The following is a 19,122-nucleotide window of genomic DNA, read 5'->3' as shown; positions in this document are numbered from 1 at the left end:
CTGATTCAGAAGCAGACTGTAATCATGCTTCATATCTTCAATAAAATCTTCGCCAATTGTAGGAAAACCGTACACAAGAAGCTCACTTCCCCTAACCCTGAATAAGTTATAAAGATAGCTTTCGTTTTAAGAGAAACGTGCACGGCTTCAAAGGGACGGTTTTTTACAATTTTATTATTTAGTTCACTGTTTTTTATGAAGTTATATTGATCTCCTGTAATATCAATTGCAACTTCGTCAATTTCTAACCAATAGTGCGTTATTTGATCGCCTATCCCAGTAGCAGCACTAACGCCCTTCACTTCAAGCTGCGGCCATACCTCAAGAAAATGATAAGACAAAAGCATCGATGATAATTTGCAACTCATAATAGGGAAACAATCAATCACAAGTTTCATGTTCGATTTTTCACACTTATCAATTAATCCTCGGAGCTTAAATGCTTCTTCTTTTATTTCGTTAATTGTTGGCAAAGCTCTCATTTCCTTAATGACACACATTATTTTTATAGTACGCATGTGCACTTATATTGTAAGAGCCGTGACACACTGCTCTCACGGTTGTCGAAACCATTACCTACACCTTTAAAAATAAACCATTGACTATAAATGTAATGCATTGATTTTATGTATAAAGATAGCTATTCATGTACAAGAATAAGGTTGTGGTTGCAAAAAATAATATTAAAAAATTAGGCTTGGCAAATCATTGATGCTTGGGGAGATTGTCTAGCTAACAGGATACTCTATGATTAACTGGATTAAGCACTGACATGGAAGTGACCGTTGACGGCATGGATGCCGTCGTCGAGCCTATAGGGATGATGAGATGGACACCTCTTGTAAAGTAGGCGTCATTAACGCCATATTGAATCTGCAAGCTCAATATCAACAAAGGTGTCCACTATGAAAATTACTCTAATTGGTATCGATTTGGCAAAAAATGTTCTCCAGGTTTGTGGTGTTAATCAAGCAGGGAAAGCGGTATTTAATCGCACAATTAAACGCACCCAACTATTAAAAACGCTTGTGCAATATCCCGAGGCTGTCATTGCTATGGAAGCCTGTAGTGGCTCAAATTATTGGGGCAGAGAACTTATCTCTCAGGGTTTTGAGGTCAGATTAATTCCACCACAACATGTGAAACCATTCGTGAAAGGGAATAAAAATGACCGCAATGATGCTTTTGCTATATGTGAAGCGGCTCAACGTCCTAACATCATTTTTGTTAAACCAAGATCTTTAGAGCAGGTCGATGTGATCATTAGCCATCGGATCCGAGAGCGCCGTATTAGGGTCAGAACGGCATTAACTAATCAGATCCGTGGTTTATTAAGTGAATATGGCATCGTTATCCCTAAAGGTCGTGATCCACTTAACCTAGCACTTCCTGAGTTACTCGAAGATGCAAGTAACTCGCTTACCACTATCGCTCGTCGTTACATTAGGGAATTGCTCGATGAGCTTTATGCCATAAATGCTTCGATTAAGTCATTAGAAAAAGATATTCGGATACAAGCAAGAAATCATCCAGATACCAAACGGTTAACCGCAATACGAGGTGTCGCTGAGATTATTGCCACAGCAGCGGTATCCTTTGCTGGTGATGGCTCCAGTTATCAAAATGGTCGACATTTTTCTGCAAATTTAGGGCTCGTTCCAAAAGAGTTTTCAAGTGGTGGAAAACAGAAATTAGGTGGCATAACCAAGCGTGGTAACAGCTATCTAAGGCGTCAGTTAATTCAAGGTGCATGGTCTGTCATACGCTACGCAACAAACAACGATGATAGGCTGTCTGTATGGGCGAGAAATATCATTGAACGAAGAGGCAAGCAAAAAGCAGCTGTGGCAGTTGCAAATAAACTGGCGAGGATAATTTGGGCGATGCTCTACTATAAAACAGAGTACAGAGCCTGTTAACTAAATGAAGCAATAACATACCCTAAAAAACCGAACACAATTAATGAAGTAACAGGTAATACCGGCCTTTGCAAATGCTGAGAGAGTATAAGGAGTTATAACTCCGAAGGGACGATAAGCAGCAAAGGCGCGGTTCTCATTAAGGCCAGAGAACAAAGATTCTCACAAACAGGTCGGATATACGTACGCAGTATTACTTTCTGTTACTCATAAAGTGGTTGATCTGTTCGAGGTGTCCATATACATATTTACGGCGAGTCACTGGAATGACAGTGCTTAATCATTCCTCGTCACAGGACAAGTATGATGCAGCGTTAACGCTCTAGTACTCCACATCCAGACTCAATCAATGCCAGCTTTTGACTGCGGCTTAGCTTTTTAACTGCAATCTCACGACGTAGTGCATCACCCTGACAACCAACCTGCTCTTGATACATCAGCGTTAATGGACCTTTACCGCGCAGATACTTAGCGGATTTGATTCCACCCGATTGATGCTCGCTAAAGCGTCGCGCTACGTCGGTGGTGACACCTGTGTATAAATGCCCGTTGGCGCAGCGGACTAGATACAAATACCAGAGGGATGATGACTTTATGGGTGTAGGCTTCAGAGGTGCAGAATTTAATGGTACGGGATTCAGCGCATCTTCTTTCACTAATTCTGCTATTGGGGTTTCTTCTATAGTCGAAGCTTCTGTAACTATATCTTTGGTAGCGACAGCGCTAGTCACTGGGGCAAGTGCGTCTGCCCCCAGTGACTCATGTTGCTGTAAAGCGCCTATGTCCGTATTGCCTAGGCTGACGGCTGATTCGGTCACTTGCGAATGACCTACTTTGCCATACCTAACAGACTCAAGAAGAACGCATATTCTTGGGCTGTGTCTTGATACTGGCGATAGCGACCACTCTTACCACCGTGGCCGGCTTCCATATCCACGTTAAGTAACAAGACTTTATCGTCGCTCTTGTACCATTGGTTTTTAACATCGCGCAGCTTAGCCACCCACTTGGCGGGTTCAAAATACTGCACCTGTGAATCATGCAAACCCGTCGTCACTAACATGTGTGGGTATTCTTGCTCGGTGACATTGTCGTAGGGCGAGTAACTCAGCATGTAATCGAAATAGGTTTTCTCGTTCGGATTGCCCCACTCATCGTACTCATTGGTCGTCAACGGAATCGACTCGTCCAGCATAGTGGTCACCACATCAACAAACGGCACATGGGCTGCGATGGCAAAATACTTGTCCGGCGCTTGGTTAGCAATTGCGCCCATTAGCAAACCACCCGCGCTGCCGCCAGAGGCGACGACCTTGTTTTTATCGCCATAACCTTGTGCCGTTAATGCCGTGGTTACATCGATAAAATCATTGAAGGTGTTTTGCTTATTCAACAGCTTACCGTCGTCATACCAAGGGCGGCCGAGCATTTCTGAACCGCGCACGTGGGCGATAGCATACACAAAACCGCGATCGAGCAAACTGATAACGGATGAAGAAAAGTCAGGCTCTACAGTGTAACCATAGGAACCATAACCGTATTGATACAGAGGGTTAGTGCCATCTTTCTTGAATTTATCTTTACGATACACCAAGGAAACAGGCACCTTTACGCCATCACGGGCGGTAATAAACACACGTTCGGCACGATATTGGCTGGCATCGAAGCCGCCTAAGACTTGATCTTGTTTCAATAAATCCCGTCTATCGGGATTCACTAGCGAATATTCGTATACGGCTTCTGGCGTTGTCAGGCTGGAGTAGAAAATGCGTAACTTATTGCTGTCTTGCTGAGAATTAACATCTAAACCCATCACATAGGCAGGTTCATCAAAGCTCAACTCGAAGGGCTTTTGACCGTTGAACGGCATCACTTTAATTCGCGTCAGGCCGTTTTCGCGGGTCTGAATAATCAGATAATCCTTGAGTACTAACTCGTCTTCGATACGGGCATTGGGGTTATGCGCTACCACTTCTTGCCACTTAGATTTGTCCGCCGCATCTTTGATGGCAACTTTCATCAAGCGGAAGTTAGTCGCCTGCCAGTTGGTGAGAATGTAATAAGTATCACCCAACTTAGACACACTGTATTCGTGACCTTCTTCCCGCGCTAACACTGGCTTGAATAAACCCAGAGGTTCGCTGGCATCGAGCACTGACACTTCGCTCGTCGTGGTGCTCTCTTGGAACAGCACAATTTGCGACTCATCTAAGGTTTTGCCCAGCGAGATATAAAAGGAATCGTCTTGTTCTTCATACACTAAAACATCGCTCGATTGCTTAGTGCCTAGCTCATGGCGATACACTTGGTAGCCAAGTAAGGTCTGCAAATCTTTGGCGATATAGAACACATGTTTGTTGTCGTTCGCCCACACCACTCGACCTTCGGTGTTTTCAAGCACGTCGACGATCATGTCGCCCGAGGCCAAATCTTTAAAATAGATGTGGTACACACGGCGGCTGAGGACGTCTTCACCAAAGGCCAACATGGTTTCATCTGGGCTAACACTGGCGCCGCCTAAGCCATAAAACTCATGGCCCTTAGCTCGCTCATTCACATCCAGCATCACTTGCTCAATGCCATCGGCGCCCTTACGACTAATTAGCGGATATTCGCCGCCTTCTTTATAACGACTGTAATAGCTGTGCTGGTGCCATTGGTAGGGCACGCTCGACTCATCGGCAACTAAGCGCTCAGTTAACTCTTTAAAAAGGCCATCTTGCAGCGGCTTTAAGGGTTTGAAATAGGCCGCAGTGTAGCGATTCTCGGCTTCGAGATGGGCCAACACTTTAGGATCTTTGCGTTCATCGTCACGCAGCCAATAGTAATCATCGGTGCGCGTTACGCCATGCAAGGTCACCACATGGGGAATTTTTTCAGCAACTGGGGCGGGTACTTGCCCTTTTGAGGTCGAACAACCGGATAACAACATGGCAATACCTAAAGTTAGCAGCAGAGATCGCATTTATACGTCCTTGTGACGTCCATAACGACCGTCGCAGAATGCAACGGCAAGTCAATAAGCTTATGTGTTCAATATGATAGTGGTCAGGTGTGCACTAGCGCAAACATTGAACGCGAGAAGTTGCCATTCGCGGTAAATAAGAGCAACATAACGGCGTTTTTGAGCGCAAACGGTTCAAAAGCAAATTCTCAGGGCGGGGTGAAACTCCCCACCGGCGGTAAATGGGTAACGCTAAGTGATTATTTAACTGAGCATCCCCAAAGCCCGCGAGCGCCCGAAATCACTTTCGGGGTCAGCAGATCTGGTGCCTTAGATTTTGCCTAGTGCAAAACTGACTATTCCAGAGCCGACGGTAATGGACTGTTTGCTTTAATGGCGACAGTGCTGAGTCCGGATGGAAGAGAATGTAAGACAACACCTTGTGGTATTTAAGTGCAACGCGCTTATGTATTGCAGTGTTAGCCTCATGTTTTGCAATAACTTCACCCCAAAGTGAGGTGATATTGCTACAGCAAAATCGAGCCATTAGGTTTGATTAGGTTGTATTTCTGCACGCCCTGATTCTGGATATTCCAATGTCGTATTTTTTAAGGATATTAACCATGAATCAGTCTTTACTTGCTCCTTTTGGTACTGCTATCGAACGCGTTGAAGCGGGTCTTAATGCCCTGCGTCAAGGCCAAGGTGTGTTAGTTGTCGATGACGAAGATAGAGAAAACGAAGGCGATTTAATTTTCGCTGCCGAGACACTGACTAACGCCCAAATGGCCATGCTCATCCGTGAATGTAGCGGTATTGTTTGCCTGTGTTTACCCGATGAAAAAGTCAAAGCCCTCGAACTGCCTGCTATGGTCGAGCACAACTCGAGCCAATACGGCACGGCATTTACTGTGAGCATTGAAGCGACTGTCGGTGTAACGACTGGGGTTTCTGCCGCTGACCGCGTAACCACCATTAAAGCCGCGATTAGCGACAACGCTAAGCCAAGTGATCTCGCTCGCCCAGGCCATGTGTATCCACTTCGCGCCCAACCGGGCGGCGTATTAACTCGCCGCGGCCACACCGAAGGCACGATCGATTTAGTGCAACTCGCTGGCTTAAAACCCGCTGGTGTATTGTGTGAAGTCACCAATCCCGATGGCACTATGGCGCGTTTACCCGAAATTATCGCCTTCGGCGCACTGCACAATATGCCTGTGCTGACGATTGAAGATATAGTGGTCTACCGTAAATCGCTATTGGCTAAGGTCGGTTAAGTCAGACTTCAATGGCCTAAACTTAGGTCATTAATTTAAGACGAAGGGACGTTTCGCTGCGGCAAACGTCCTTTTTATTGGGCTTTATTTGCAGTCCAACATCGCTTATTCCACCGGTTATACCATTCCCTGAATCAACGCCCATAAGAGCAAGAAATAAAGCCATTCTTTCGAATGACAAAATACTGTGTCACATCACAGACAAATGAAATGTTTGTTTGATAGGCAAAAAATACACTAATAAAAATAGTTGCTTAGCTCGATATATAACAATCTGCTTAATTTCGTGACCTAGATTAGATATCCATAAACTAAAGGTCGCCGTGACTGGCCGCCTATGTTAAATATTCTCACCCTGTGCCTAGTTCCATTTTCAACTCAAGTTCAACGTGATGACGTTGAATTTCTTTTTTAGCTAGGCGAACGAGTGGAGTGATCTTTAATGCCGTCAGCGCTACACCACCTCAGTTTGAAGCAAAAGCTCATTCTGTTTTCGCTTGTCCCCTTGTTGATGATGAGTTTTTTTATTCTGACTCGCATGCATGGCTTAATAAATGAATCACACTCGGCCAAGCACAACCATCTTGCGGTGCAGGCGACGGTACACATCACCGAATTACTGTATCAGTTGCAGAACGAATATGGCCTTAGCACCAATCAACTGCCCGCCGATAACGCGCTAGTCGCGCAACAACAGGCGACCTCCAACGCATTCAATACGTTACTTAATAGCGAACCTTTAGCCCACCTCTGTGAGGCGCTCGATCCTAACAGTATTGAAGCAAGTCAGATGAACGCATTATTAGATGCCATCACACTCACGGGCCACAGACTCGCCAACGCACGCCAAACCCTTGCGAGCGAAACACAAAGCCCGTTTTCTGACCGCTATAGTCAACTGCACACTCAGCTGTTGCAGCTCATTCAACTATTGCAGTTACAGACCAACGAAATCAGCCAATCCCGCGCCTATACCGATTTATTAAACCTGCTAATGGTGCAGGAACTCGCCGTAAAAGAACGTAGCGCGATCAATCATTTGTTACTCAGCGACTCACTCAATCTGAATGATTACCGCACCATAGGCTCCTTCATGTATGAATATGGCCGAGCCGTGATGCACGCAAGCAATGCAGCGATTTCCGATAGAAAATCGTTACTGCAAAACCTGCAAGATTCGCCAGAGAATCAACGTATTCTGCAGATAAGCCAACAAATTGAGCAACAAACCCGCATTAGCGCACTGGCACAGAATATTAATGCCAACTTAGGTTACGGTGGCTTAATGGGGAGTTTTCAGGACTATCTGCTAAAGGGCGATGACGTTTCACTGCAAAAATTTAATAGCGCGCTGGCGACGATTCACCTCAACTTAGATGAACTCAATCACGAGACCCGCTTTCTTCCCAAATTTAAGCCAGCGCTGAAAACCCTTGAGGACAGCATAGATCAATACCAATTCAGCATGGCCAAGCTGCAGCAACTGAAGCAGCAAGGCTTGCCGATGGCGGAGATCAACGCCATTGCGCAAGTCCCAGCCAGTGAGGACAAGTTAAGCCAAGCGATGACACAGTTGCTAATGCCGCCACATCCGATTGACAGCCAAAAATGGTGGGCGCTCACCACCCAGCGTATTGAACAACTGCATCAACTCGCCAAAGGCATCACCCAAACCATGGCGCAACAGAGCGAGTATCAACAAAACCAAGCCCTGACCTTCCTCGGCCTGTACTTGTTATCAGCGCTGTTCACCGCAACCGTTACACTCTGGCTCGGACAGAAGATCATTCGCAACTTTATGGATAAAATCACTAAGATTGCCAATGACATGCAGCAAATGGCGGAAGATCCTAAGCTCAATATCAATATCCGCGTTTCAGGTACTGATGAACTTGCTCGCATGGCCCGTGCCATGAACCGGATGATCAGCGAACGGCAGAAGGCGAACCATGCGCTCACCCGCGCCGCTGCGGTATTTGACTATTCTGCCGAGGGCATAATGGTGACTGATGCCGACAACCATATCGAACTGGTCAATCCGGCTTTCTGCAATATTACTGGCTATACATTGGAAGACGTGAAAGGCCGCAGTCCATCCATCCTCAGTTCTAGCCGTCATTCGCAACACTTTTACACCACCATGTGGGAGTCGCTGCAAACAGAAGGAAAATGGGAGGGCGAGGTTTGGAATAAACGCAAAAATGGCCAAGTGTATCCCGAGTATTTAGCCATTACTGTGGTGCGAAATGAGCAAGGACAAATAATCCAACACATTGGTTTATTTATGGATATCAGTAAGCGTAAGCAATATGAGCAAGATCTTTGGTATCAAGCCAACTTCGATGCGTTAACGGGGCTGCCTAATCGTAAGTTGTTTAATGAGCGCCTGCAGCACGAAATCCATGTGGCGCAGCATGACTCACGCAAACTGGCGATTCTGCTGATAGATTTAGACCAATTCAAATACATCAACGATGTGCAAGGCCATGCCACGGGCGACTTATTACTTAAAGATGTGGCCAAACGCTTAGAAGGCATTGCGGGTAAAACCGACTTTATCGCCCGCATCGGGGGTGATGAATTTGTACTTATTCTGCCACGACTGACCAACGAACTCGCCATCGAACACATGGCAACGCGTATTATCGAAACCTTAGGCATACCGTTTGACTTAAATGACCGTGAGATCCAGATTTCAGCCAGCTTTGGTATCGGCGTCTATCCCGAAGATGGCCTCGATGTCAGCTCACTCACCCGCAATACCGAAACCGCCATGTATCAAGCCAAAGATGCGGGACGGAACAATTTCAAATACTTTACCACGGGCATGAATGAAGCCATGTTCGCTCGGATGGAGTTAGAGCAACGCCTGCGCCGCGCCGTAGCACAAAATGAATTTGCCCTGCATTATCAACCCATAGTGGATATGCAAACTGGAGTGGTCTGCAGCGTCGAAGCCCTTATCCGCTGGCAAGACCCCGACTTTGGCCTGATCCCACCGGATCAATTTATCCCGCTGGCCGAAGAAACCGGACTGATAGAGCCTATGGGCGAATGGGTGCTCAACCAAGCCATGCATGATTTGAGGCAGTGGCAAAAAAGTGGCCTAAAAATCAATGTCGCGATTAATGTTTCCGGTCGCCAATGCATCAACACCCGCGGCATGGGATTCGACCAAGTGCTGCAGGAATGCTTTAACCGCCACCATGTAAACCCGCGCAATGTGCATATTGAGATCACTGAGAGCATGCTGATGGGCGATGCCAGCCATTGCTTGAGCACGCTCGAATCGATTCGCCATTTAGGCTCGCAAATCTATATCGATGACTTCGGCACAGGTTATTCTTCCCTGAGTTATTTGAAGAAATTCCCGATTTCTGTGATTAAAATCGACCGTAGCTTTGTGGAAAATGCCCTCGAAAGTAACGCTAATGCTAACTTAGTCAAAGCCATTGTCATGATGGGGCAAAGCCTCGAAATGGAGTTAGTAGCCGAAGGCATAGAAACCGAGGCCCAATGGCACTTCCTGCGGGATTTAGGTTGCCACTTCGCCCAAGGATATTTGATCTCTAAACCACTGCCCTTTGACGAGATCACCCCCTTGCTGCACATCAAGCACACAACACTGCTCAACCACGATTACCAAGATAGGTGCGTGAATATCTAAGATGCTGAAAGCTAGCAACTAATAGCAAAAAGAATTGAAGAATAAACAGCAAAAAAGCAGCCTAGGCTGCTTTTTTTGTAACGAATAAAACGAGTTTACGCCTGTGGTTGGCCTTGACCGTTCATTATGCTTTCGCCGCCCTTAGAGGCTAACTTAGCTAAATCTTTATCGATAAAGAACAGTGCCTTACCATCTTCACCCACTAAACGTATCTTATCGACAATCGACTTGAACAGCTTTTCTTCTTCGTGCTGCTCGGCCACATACCATTGCAGGAAATTAAAGGTTGAGTAGTCTTGGTTAGAAAAGGCTGCATGGGCCAAGGCATTGATCTGACTGGTGATCAACTGCTCATGCTCATAGGTAAGTTCGAACAGAGCCAGTAAAGAACTAAACTGTGACTGCGGCGCTTCGATCGCCCCTAACAAAGGTAAGCCACCGGTTTCACTCACATAAGTGAACAGACGACGCATATGGCCCATTTCTTCGTCCGCATGCTCACGCATAAACTTAGCTGCACCTTCAAATCCCTGATCTTCACACCATGCGCTCATTTGCAGGTATAAATTTGAGGAGAAGAACTCCATATTAATTTGTTCATTCAACTTTTCGATCATAGTGGCTGACAGCATAGTAAATCCTCTTTTGCATTCGAACTGAATCATGGGGCACATTGTCATCAAGGGGGTCGACAAAAGCAACAAAATTTACCTTTAGATTTTTAGCTAAGTTAATGATTCATTGATAAAAATGATTTTCATTTGTCCAGCGACTCGCGTTCAGCCTTCGACTTAGCTGCGCAAATTGCGTTACTTCTTGCTAGGTTATCATCCAAAGTGGCAGGAAAAACTGACTGGCCTATCACAGAAACTCACATGCAAATCATAGCCATCGCCGATCACCGTGGCATAATAGCCAATCATAGTCAGGTGGAAATTCATTCAGCGTCATCACGACCCATTGCATATAAGGCAGACCCTCATGTCCGTAAAAGCCGATCCTTGTTCGCAACCTAGCTTAATGCATCCAGATCAAGCTATTCCCCTTTTGCTCGAACAAGTTAGCCCAGTGTCAGACACCGAAGTCGTATTGCTTCCCCATGCCCTTGGCCGCGTCCTTGCGGAAGATCTCGCTTCCTGCATCGACCTGCCCCCCTTCGACAACTCCTCAATGGACGGTTACGCCTTCCGTTTTGTCGACTTGAATACGCAAACCAATCACACCTCATTACGCCTTATCGGCAGTTCGTTCGCCGGCCATGGTTTTGAAGGTGAAGCTAAACCTAATACCTGCATACGGATCATGACGGGCGCGCCCGTCCCTGCGGGTTATGACACAGTGCAGATGCAGGAAGAAGCCGAAGTTGAAGGTGAGATTATTCATATTCGCCATCCTAAGGCGCAAGGTGCCAATGTGCGTTGCCGTGGCGAAGAGCTGACCCAAGGCACTAAAGTACTTACTGCTGGTATTCAAATTGGCGCTGCCGAACTCGGCGTATTGGCCACTATTGGTATCAGCCAAGTGCGAGTCTATCGTCAACTTAAGGTGGCGTTTTTCTCCACGGGTGACGAACTGCGTCCTGTTGGCAGCGAACTCGCGCCGGGGCAAATTTACGATTCAAACCGTTACTCGATTCAAGGTTTACTCAGCCGCGCTAATGTGGAATGGCTTGATTTAGGCGTAATAGCCGATGATCCTGAAGCCATACGTCAGGCATTTCGCCAAGCCGCCAGCCAAGCAGACATGGTGTTGACCTCGGGCGGCGTGTCGGTCGGCGAAGCGGATTTCACGAAACAAATTCTCGATGAAGAAGGCAAAATCACCTTCTGGAAACTCGCCATCAAACCAGGCAAGCCCTTCGCCATGGGAAAAATTGGCAAGGCGGTATTCTGTGGTTTACCGGGCAATCCCGTGTCTTCTATGGTGACGTTTTATAAGCTGGTTTGGCCTATCCTGAACAAGATGCAAGGTTTAACCCCAGTCGAGCCTTTGATGTTAGACGCCACACTCACCACACCGGTGCGTAAACAACCGGGCCGTGTCGAATATCAACGGGGCATTTTAAGCCGTAATGCACAGGGCAAACTCGAGGTTGCCATTACTGGTAGCCAAGGTTCAGGTATGTTGACCTCAATGAGCCTAGCGAACTGTTTCGTTTTATTGGAACAATTCCAAGGGGATACTGACGCTGGCACGCAAGTGACGGTCGAGCCCTTTAACAGCGTGCTCTGCTAGGAAAATATCCATGAATGTGCCTGACGATATTCTCAGCGACAGCGAACTCTTAAGATACAGCCGTCAGATCTCCATCAAAGCCATGGATATCGACGGCCAAGAACACCTAAAACAAGCGAAAGTGTTGATGATAGGTGCAGGCGGATTAGGCTGCGCCGCCAGCCAATACCTCACGGTTGCAGGGATTGGCGAGCTGACCTTGGTCGATTTTGACCAAGTTGAACTCTCTAACCTGCAGCGCCAAGTGCTGCATCAAGATGCCAATGTCGGCCAGCCAAAAGTCGAATCGGCCAAACAGAGCCTGAGTCAGCTCAATCCCTTTATTAAGATCAACATTATCAATGCAGTATTAGATGATCATGAGATTGACGCCCTTGTCGCCAATCACAGTCTAGTGCTCGACTGCACCGATAATGTCAGTGTGCGCGAACAACTCAACCTCAGCTGTTTTAAGCATAAAGTGCCCTTAGTCTCCGCAGCGGCAATTCGAATGGAAGGTATGGTCACTGTGTTCGATTATCACAGCGAAACACCTTGTTATCATTGCTTTAGCGCCCTATTTGGCGAGCAACAACTCAGCTGCGTCGAGTCTGGCATTCTAGCCCCTGTGGTCGGCATGATAGGTTGCTTGCAGGCGGTTGAAGCCATCAAGATCATCACTGGTATGGGTAAAACCTTAGCGGGCCGCATTTTGATGATCGATGCGATGACGATGGAGTTTCGTGAGATGAAACTCCCGAAACACGCCAACTGCAGTGTCTGTGGTACTCAGGCTTAAGATATTCTCGCTTGAAAAATGGCTTTACTTGCCTTAACTTAGCTCGACGCAGGTGAGGCTGAACGACCAGTTAACATAAGGAAATCACAAGGAAAACATATGGATTCGGAAAACAGTGTATTTGATCGCATGACCACAGACGATCCCATCGTTGGCGCAGGTATGTACAACCTCGTTATCGGCCTCACGCTGATTTGGGGTTTTGCGGTTAACTATTGGATGGTCACCAATATCGACCCAGAAGCGATTGCCAGCGTTAATCCTTGGATTTTCTTTATTGGCTATTTTGCCTCCTGTTTTTTTGGGATTTATCTGTTTCAAAAATCGAGCAATCCCGTCGTCAGCTTTATTGGCTACAACTTTGTAGTCGTCCCCTTCGGCTTAATTATCAATATGGTAGTCAGTCAATACGACCCTGAGTTAGTGACGGAAGCCATTCGAATCACAGGCCTAGTGACCATTGCCATGATGTGTTTAGGCACACTCTTTCCCGCCTTTTTCCAAAAAATTTCCGGCGCACTCACGATTGCTTTGGTGCTCGTCATCGTCGTCGAACTGATTGAAGTGTTTATCTTTAATACCCACCACGGGATTTTAGATTGGATCGTCGTGCTGATTTTCTGCGGGTATATAGGTTACGACTGGGGACGGGCGAATCAAATTCCGAAAACCATAGATAATGCCATCGATAGCGCAGCCGCTTTGTATATGGATATCATCAACTTATTCCTACGCATTCTGCGGATTCTAGGGCGCAAATAAGTCTCCACGGAGTGTCTATGAAAATCCTATTACCGCTTGCTGCAGCTTTACTGCTGGCAACTGTAGCACTCGTGGGTTGCGGCGAAGCTGAAAAGCCTGCTGCGCAAGTTAAAATTGCCAATCCCGCCTCAGAGTATTGCATCTCCCTCGGTGGTAGCTTAGCAATAGAGAAAACCGCCGAAGGTGAGCATGGCATCTGTACCTTGCCAAACGGTGAAGCCATGGAAGAGTGGGCGTTATTCCGCCGTGATCATCAGGAAGAAAAGCCGCAGTAACAGTGGTTATTTTACCTTTAAAAAAACAGGCGCCAATAATGGCGCCTGTTTTGTTATTAAGTAAACTGAAAATCTTAATTGGCTAAGTGTTCGGCGCGCCAGATTTTGCGCTTAGCGGCCGACTGAAAGCTCCACGCTAAGACCCGCGTAATTTTATTGCCTTGCTGCATTTCAATCGTCTTAACAGTATCGACGTTCAACTTTGCTAAGGCTTGATAACAAGGTTTCAGGTTTTCTTGCTTCGACACTAGGCTAGTGAACCACAGGCATTGGTCTGCAAACATCTGACTCTCACGGATCATGGTCGCCAAGAACTGTCGCTCTCCACCTTGGCACCAAAGTTCTGCCGCTTGGCCGCCGAAATTCAGCTTAGGTGCAGCCTTTACTGAGCTCCCCCGATTAAGCTGTAGATTATTCACCTTACGCTTTGTACCTTCGCTCGCCTCGGCCATAGAGGCATGAAACGGAGGATTACACAGGGTTAACTCAAAACGTTCTTCGGCTTGAATAACTCCCTTGAATACCGCCTTGTCATCTGGCTGTAATCGTAAGTTTATCCGCCCTTGCAGCACTGGGTTTTGCTCGATAATACTCTGCACATTGGTGAGTGAATGGGCATTGATATCCGAGGCAACATATTGCCAGCCATACACTTGGCAGCCCAATATGGGATAAATGCCGTTCGCGCCTGTGCCAATATCCAGCACCCTCGCCTTATCCATGGCACATGACTTATCGCCTTCGGCTAACAGATCTGCCACGTAATGCACATAATCGACGCGACCGGGGATCGGAGGACAAAGTGCGCCCTGAGGAATATCCCAAGAACCAATTCCATAGTGATGTTTGAGTAGCGCCGCATTGAGGGTTTTAACTGCCAGCGGGTCGGCAAAATCTACCGATAGCGCGCCATAGGGCGTGGGCCGCACAAAGGTTTTTAGCTGAGGGAATGCAGCGTATAGCGCTGGAAAATCATAGCCATTCAAGTGGGCATTACGCGGATGCAGGGCTTTTTTGATTTCAGCTCTGGGTTTGTCTTTGCTTGGCTTTGCTCTGCCTTTATCTTCAGGTTTAGCCTGCTTGGGTGCTTTAACTTTTTGACGGATGTTAACTGCACGGGTTGCGGTTTTCGCAGTCGCTGATTGAACGGATTTCACGGCAGGTTTTGACATAGCAGCTCTTGGAACGCAGTGGGCCGAAATAAGTCAGCCCATAAAATAAGACAATGAATTAATCGTACAGATAAGAGGTAAAGAGTAAGTTTACAATCAAGGCCTTGCCCGCTTCTTTGGTGAGCAGATTATTGACCATATCGAAGCACTCACGACGGATTTCTTCACGGCCAGTGAGTGACTTAATCTTTTCTTCCGATTGATTACCTAACACTTCAACAATCGCGGCGCGTAATAGCGGATCGTGACGCTCAACGGTGACCAAATCATCTGGGCTCTTAACCATTAACTCGACGCTGATCTTCACAAAACCTAATTTCTTACGGTTAGAAATGTAGTTAGTGACTATTTCGGGCTCAAAACCATAGTAGGCGTACTCACCCGTAGGCGTCGCTGCAGGTGCCGCTTCTTTTTCATCGGCCGCATAAACACTGAAAACACTGGTAAACAGGATCAGACAGACTGAGAGTAATTTTTTCATAGCGGCTTACGGCTCCCTAAAAACAATAATGGTAATGGAAGAAACTTCCCAATCTATCTGCTCGCGTCGCGACATGCTAGACTGCCGACGTTTGCCTACATTGTAACGAGTATTTAATGAATGTGACTAGCTTAAGCTTCCCCTATGGTGAATCTATTCAGTGGTTTTGTGCCGAAAACGCCAACAAACTCCCCAAATCGCCCTTGAAAGAATGGTTACTTGCCACTGGCAGCCTAACGCAAAAACTCAAAACTTGCTGCACTCAATTTGAAGTCAAAGTCCTTGGCGAAGGACTACATGCGCCCTTAGATGGCGAATATCCCCAGCAAGGCTCAGTATGGATCCGCGAAGTGTTACTTTGCCTCGACTCAATCCCTTGGGTATTTGCCAGAACTTTGATCCCCGAAAAGTTAATGGCCGAGCGCCAAGCGGATTTCCTTGGTCTGGGCACCCGCCCCTTAGGTGAACTGCTGTTTAGCCAAGATCATTTTATCCCAGGCAGAATTGAAGTCGCCAGTTTTGAGACCTGTAGCCGCCTCGCTCATTTAGCCGAAAGTTTAGATCAGAGTGTCGAACATGAACTCTGGGGACGCCGCCGCTATTTTCATCACGGTGAACACGAAATGATCGTCAGTGAAATCTTTCTGCCTGCGGCCGAGCAAGCTATCCGTCAGTTATGAACTCGAGCTTTAGCCAAAGCTTGCTCTAATGACTAATGACAAATAAAAATGCCTCTAAATTAGAGGCATTTTTGATCTGCTATCACGCGATTAACTTAACGAATATTTAACTGGCGACGCCAAGTCAATAAGCCAAGGAAAGCAAGGCTCAACCAACCTAGACTACCACCGCCAGAACTCTCATTCGCCGGCGGAGTCACAGGAGGTGTGACAGGGGGCGTAACTGGTGCGGTAACAGTCACTATCAAACTACTAATATCCTTAGTATTTTGCGCATCAGTTACTGTAAGCGTCACAGTATAAGTGCCCGCCTTCGCATAGGTATGGGTTGGCGAAGCCGCTGTACTTGTGGTGCCATCACCAAAATCCCAAGCGTAGGTTAATGCCCCCATACCACCATTAATATTACTGGTGAAGTTTACAACTAATTGATTGACCGTATTAGTAAAACTGACTTTTAACGGCGCTACAGCATCAGAATTTGCATTTGCATTTGCTAACCGAATCACAGCTGTGCTGTTATTGCCGGCTTGCGATAGTACCTGCATCGTCAAACCTAACTGCTGCAATACCATGCCTGACTGGGGTTGTAGCGGCGCGCTGTAATCAAAACTATCATCAAACAGGCTGACAGCATCGCGATTATTGTCACCTGCATAGAAAGTTTGTTTTACTGTGCTAAAGGCTGCATCGCGGATTTGTACCTCGGTAGAGCGAGTGCCAATAAGGTTTTGGTCAGCATCAATCACGCCAATCAAGCCATGGCCAGCATGCTCTGAAACGTTATTGTCTCTGTAACCCAAATTTTCTAACCAGACTAATACGCCAGGATCAAAGCTTTTTGCTTGCAAACCCGCATCGACACCGTTATGGCTACGCAATTGGATAATATAACGAGACTGGGATTTTGGATCAGGACGTGAGTCCTTAATCCGGCTATAACCGTAAAACGTCACTTTATCCGCGACTTCAGCGTTATCACCATATAACTCAGTGGTATTTTGTTTAACGCTGATGTTATCGAGAGTGATACCTGACCCTCCGGTATAGTCATCGGTGACATAATTGATCTCGACCGCAATCGTTTTCCCTGAATAGGCAGATAAATCATACTCTAACGTTACCCAAGCATCATTGCCCTCCGCCTGAGCAATCGCAGACGACTCGCCAGTAATAATATGACGAGCGCTATTTACCCCATTGTTAAACTTAGTGTGATTACCCGCAATAGCCTCACCATCCACTTTCACTTGCATGTAGTCATAGTCACGTTCAATACTCCAACTGGCTTTCATACTCAGGATCAGTTTATCTGTCGTGACTGCGGGCAAAGTAACATTAAAAATCATGCTATTATTCAGCATATCCCCTTGACCAGAATAATACTGATAACTGCCCTGATAAGGTGTTTTAAAGGGGATTGGCGTTGGAGGAAGTGGAATAGAGACTTGGTTAACCGCCTGATGATTAACCGCTTCATTCAACGTCACTTCCATGCCTGATTTAGGAATACTATCTAAGCTGATTTCACGTTCATTCAACCACTTACCTTTATATCTTTCCTGTAGGTAAGAACGCGCATAGGGACTAAAACCACTCGGCTGGGCACCAGCGATAGCGCCAGCCCAACTACCACCAGACATCAAAGACCACAACCCCACAGGAGAGCCATCTTTATTGGGGTTGTCAGTAGTATCGTATTCATCTGGCAGACCTAAATCATGGCCAAACTCGTGGGTACACACGCCCGTGGCCGCATCGATAGGCTGAATGGTATAACCGAATACTTTTTTATCCGTACCAGGAAGCGCATAGCCATTGGTTGCTTGGTCGACAAAAAATCGATGCGACCAAATTGCACTCGCACCTAATTTTCCGCCGCCGACCTCTTCGCCTACGCTAGAGTGGAAAATCATCACATGGTCGATAATGCCATCGGGCTCGTTGTAATTACCGTTGTTGTTCAAATCATTTTGGTCTTCAACATCATAGCTAGCCAACTCTGCAGGAGACATATTCGCAACGGCTTGAGATACGGCTTCTTTTACCAATTGTTCGACCTGTGAATCACTACGAGTATCTGGATCATTAGCACCATAGTATTCGGCATTTTGTGAGGCGGTATACCAACCCTTTACATCCCCAGTAAAGGAGAAGGTTTGCCCTGAAACCGCTTGATAATATTGATAAGCCGAATCTAGCGTCTGCCCCTGTGGACCATTAAAGCCAGTCGTCGAAAAGAGTAATGCCTTGTAGTGGGACGAAGGATAACTTGGGTAATACATGGCCGTATCGCCCGCACTTAAGCCATTGTTATCATGTTTTAAATCAGGAAAATCTACTAATATAGAGAGTACTTTAACGGTTTTTTTTACATCCGCATCAACCAGTAAACGCTGTGCGGATGAGCGCATCATTTGCGATGACTTAGCTCTTTGCAGACGCGCATGTTCGGCTTCAACTTCGATGCGCGGCGCCTTAGGTTGAGTCAAAGTGGCACGATAAATATACGCTTCTATCGCTTCCTGCTTTACGCTATCACTGGCATCGGCGGCCACTTCACCACGTTTAATCAACCAATATAAAATTCGATCTTTATTAATCACACCCGCATCAGCAGGCGTATGATTCGGAGCCGCAATACTCGCGCCGCTAATCAATGCCAACATCAGTCCAAACGCTGTCACGCCTTTTGCACTTCGCATTTTTAACATCCTTACTGTAACAGCCAACGCCATTCTATTTATTAAGACTAGTGTCTCTTTGTATTAAGACAAATTTGCCTTTAGCCTTTATAAGTCATCTACTCAGGGTTTATCTATCTCAAGATAGAGAGACAGAGTTTTTGACATTATCAGCACTGCGTTGAAGTAACAACTTGATACATTACTTCGCTGGCACGATTTACACTTTTGTCAGCGTTTATTCAGCA

At 46.5% G+C, this 19,122-nt stretch carries 15 protein-coding genes and 1 riboswitch; of the genes, 8 read left to right on the top strand and 7 right to left on the bottom strand.

Annotated features, from left to right (window positions below; translation table 11 throughout):
- Nucleotides 1-29: 29 nt before the first annotated feature.
- Complete coding sequence (locus OX890_RS02880; RefSeq protein ID WP_268650077.1) at nucleotides 30-473, bottom strand: hypothetical protein; 444 nt, start codon at nucleotides 471-473, stop codon at nucleotides 30-32.
- A gap of 432 nt (nucleotides 474-905) precedes the next feature.
- On the opposite strand from OX890_RS02880, the gene OX890_RS02875 reads away from it, so the two are divergent.
- The gene (locus OX890_RS02875; protein WP_107946627.1) at nucleotides 906-1,919 is read left to right on the top strand and encodes an IS110 family transposase; all 1,014 of its coding nucleotides are present in this window, start codon (nucleotides 906-908) and stop codon (nucleotides 1,917-1,919) included.
- A gap of 314 nt (nucleotides 1,920-2,233) precedes the next feature.
- Here the strand turns inward: OX890_RS02875 and OX890_RS02870 are convergent, their stop codons facing one another.
- A complete protein-coding gene (locus tag OX890_RS02870) occupies nucleotides 2,234-2,737 on the bottom strand; it encodes a GIY-YIG nuclease family protein (RefSeq protein WP_268650076.1) in 504 nt (167 codons plus the stop codon).
- A gap of 11 nt (nucleotides 2,738-2,748) precedes the next feature.
- The gene (locus tag OX890_RS02865) at nucleotides 2,749-4,884 is read right to left on the bottom strand and encodes a S9 family peptidase (RefSeq protein WP_268650075.1); all 2,136 of its coding nucleotides are present in this window, start codon (nucleotides 4,882-4,884) and stop codon (nucleotides 2,749-2,751) included.
- A gap of 180 nt (nucleotides 4,885-5,064) precedes the next feature.
- A riboswitch (FMN riboswitch) is annotated at nucleotides 5,065-5,294 on the top strand.
- Nucleotides 5,295-5,486: 192 nt separating this feature from the next.
- Here OX890_RS02865 and ribB point away from each other — a divergent pair.
- On the top strand, nucleotides 5,487-6,140 hold the full coding sequence (ribB, locus tag OX890_RS02860; protein WP_259505961.1) for a 3,4-dihydroxy-2-butanone-4-phosphate synthase: 654 nt from the start codon (nucleotides 5,487-5,489) through the stop codon (nucleotides 6,138-6,140).
- A 442-nt stretch (nucleotides 6,141-6,582) separates the two neighbouring features.
- Nucleotides 6,583-9,807, top strand: a complete 3,225-nt coding sequence (locus tag OX890_RS02855) for an EAL domain-containing protein (RefSeq protein ID WP_268650074.1) — start codon at nucleotides 6,583-6,585, stop codon at nucleotides 9,805-9,807.
- Between the two features lie 95 nt (nucleotides 9,808-9,902).
- On the opposite strand, the gene ftnA is transcribed toward OX890_RS02855, so the two are convergent.
- Nucleotides 9,903-10,439, bottom strand: a complete 537-nt coding sequence (gene ftnA, locus OX890_RS02850) for a non-heme ferritin (protein ID WP_006083664.1) — start codon at nucleotides 10,437-10,439, stop codon at nucleotides 9,903-9,905.
- Nucleotides 10,440-10,788: 349 nt separating this feature from the next.
- Here ftnA and moeA point away from each other — a divergent pair, with 349 nt between their 5' ends.
- The 4 genes from moeA to OX890_RS02830 all read left to right on the top strand — a co-directional run bounded on the left by moeA (nucleotide 10,789) and on the right by OX890_RS02830 (nucleotide 13,857).
- A complete protein-coding gene (gene moeA, locus OX890_RS02845; protein WP_268650073.1) occupies nucleotides 10,789-12,042 on the top strand; it encodes a molybdopterin molybdotransferase MoeA in 1,254 nt (417 codons plus the stop codon).
- A gap of 10 nt (nucleotides 12,043-12,052) precedes the next feature.
- Nucleotides 12,053-12,820, top strand: coding sequence for a molybdopterin-synthase adenylyltransferase MoeB (moeB, locus tag OX890_RS02840; RefSeq protein WP_268650072.1), 768 nt, complete (start codon nucleotides 12,053-12,055; stop codon nucleotides 12,818-12,820).
- Between the two features lie 99 nt (nucleotides 12,821-12,919).
- Nucleotides 12,920-13,582 carry a Bax inhibitor-1 family protein gene (locus OX890_RS02835; RefSeq protein WP_006084906.1) on the top strand — a complete coding sequence of 221 codons (663 nt, stop codon included), beginning with the start codon at nucleotides 12,920-12,922 and terminating at the stop codon, nucleotides 13,580-13,582.
- A gap of 17 nt (nucleotides 13,583-13,599) precedes the next feature.
- Complete coding sequence (locus tag OX890_RS02830; RefSeq protein ID WP_226059781.1) at nucleotides 13,600-13,857, top strand: putative hemolysin; 258 nt, start codon at nucleotides 13,600-13,602, stop codon at nucleotides 13,855-13,857.
- 74 nt (nucleotides 13,858-13,931) lie between these two features.
- On the opposite strand, the gene rlmF is transcribed toward OX890_RS02830, so the two are convergent.
- Nucleotides 13,932-15,029, bottom strand: a complete 1,098-nt coding sequence (rlmF, locus tag OX890_RS02825; protein WP_268650071.1) for a 23S rRNA (adenine(1618)-N(6))-methyltransferase RlmF — start codon at nucleotides 15,027-15,029, stop codon at nucleotides 13,932-13,934.
- A 58-nt stretch (nucleotides 15,030-15,087) separates the two neighbouring features.
- Nucleotides 15,088-15,510: a flagellar basal body-associated protein FliL gene (locus OX890_RS02820; protein ID WP_012586415.1), complete on the bottom strand. Its 423-nt coding sequence runs from the start codon at nucleotides 15,508-15,510 to the stop codon at nucleotides 15,088-15,090.
- A gap of 116 nt (nucleotides 15,511-15,626) precedes the next feature.
- Between OX890_RS02820 and OX890_RS02815 the strand changes: the two genes are divergently transcribed.
- The gene (locus tag OX890_RS02815; RefSeq protein ID WP_268650070.1) at nucleotides 15,627-16,190 is read left to right on the top strand and encodes a chorismate--pyruvate lyase family protein; all 564 of its coding nucleotides are present in this window, start codon (nucleotides 15,627-15,629) and stop codon (nucleotides 16,188-16,190) included.
- Nucleotides 16,191-16,285: 95 nt separating this feature from the next.
- Here the strand turns inward: OX890_RS02815 and OX890_RS02810 are convergent, their stop codons facing one another.
- Nucleotides 16,286-18,895 (bottom strand): immune inhibitor A domain-containing protein, encoded by a 2,610-nt coding sequence (locus tag OX890_RS02810; RefSeq protein WP_268650069.1) that lies wholly within the window; start codon nucleotides 18,893-18,895, stop codon nucleotides 16,286-16,288.
- Nucleotides 18,896-19,122 lie beyond the last annotated feature (227 nt).

Source organism: Shewanella sp. DAU305 (genome assembly GCF_026802235.1).
GTDB lineage: Bacteria > Pseudomonadota > Gammaproteobacteria > Enterobacterales > Shewanellaceae > Shewanella > Shewanella baltica.
Note: the sequence above shows the minus strand (reverse complement) of the source record. Positions and strands in the feature narration are given on the sequence as shown.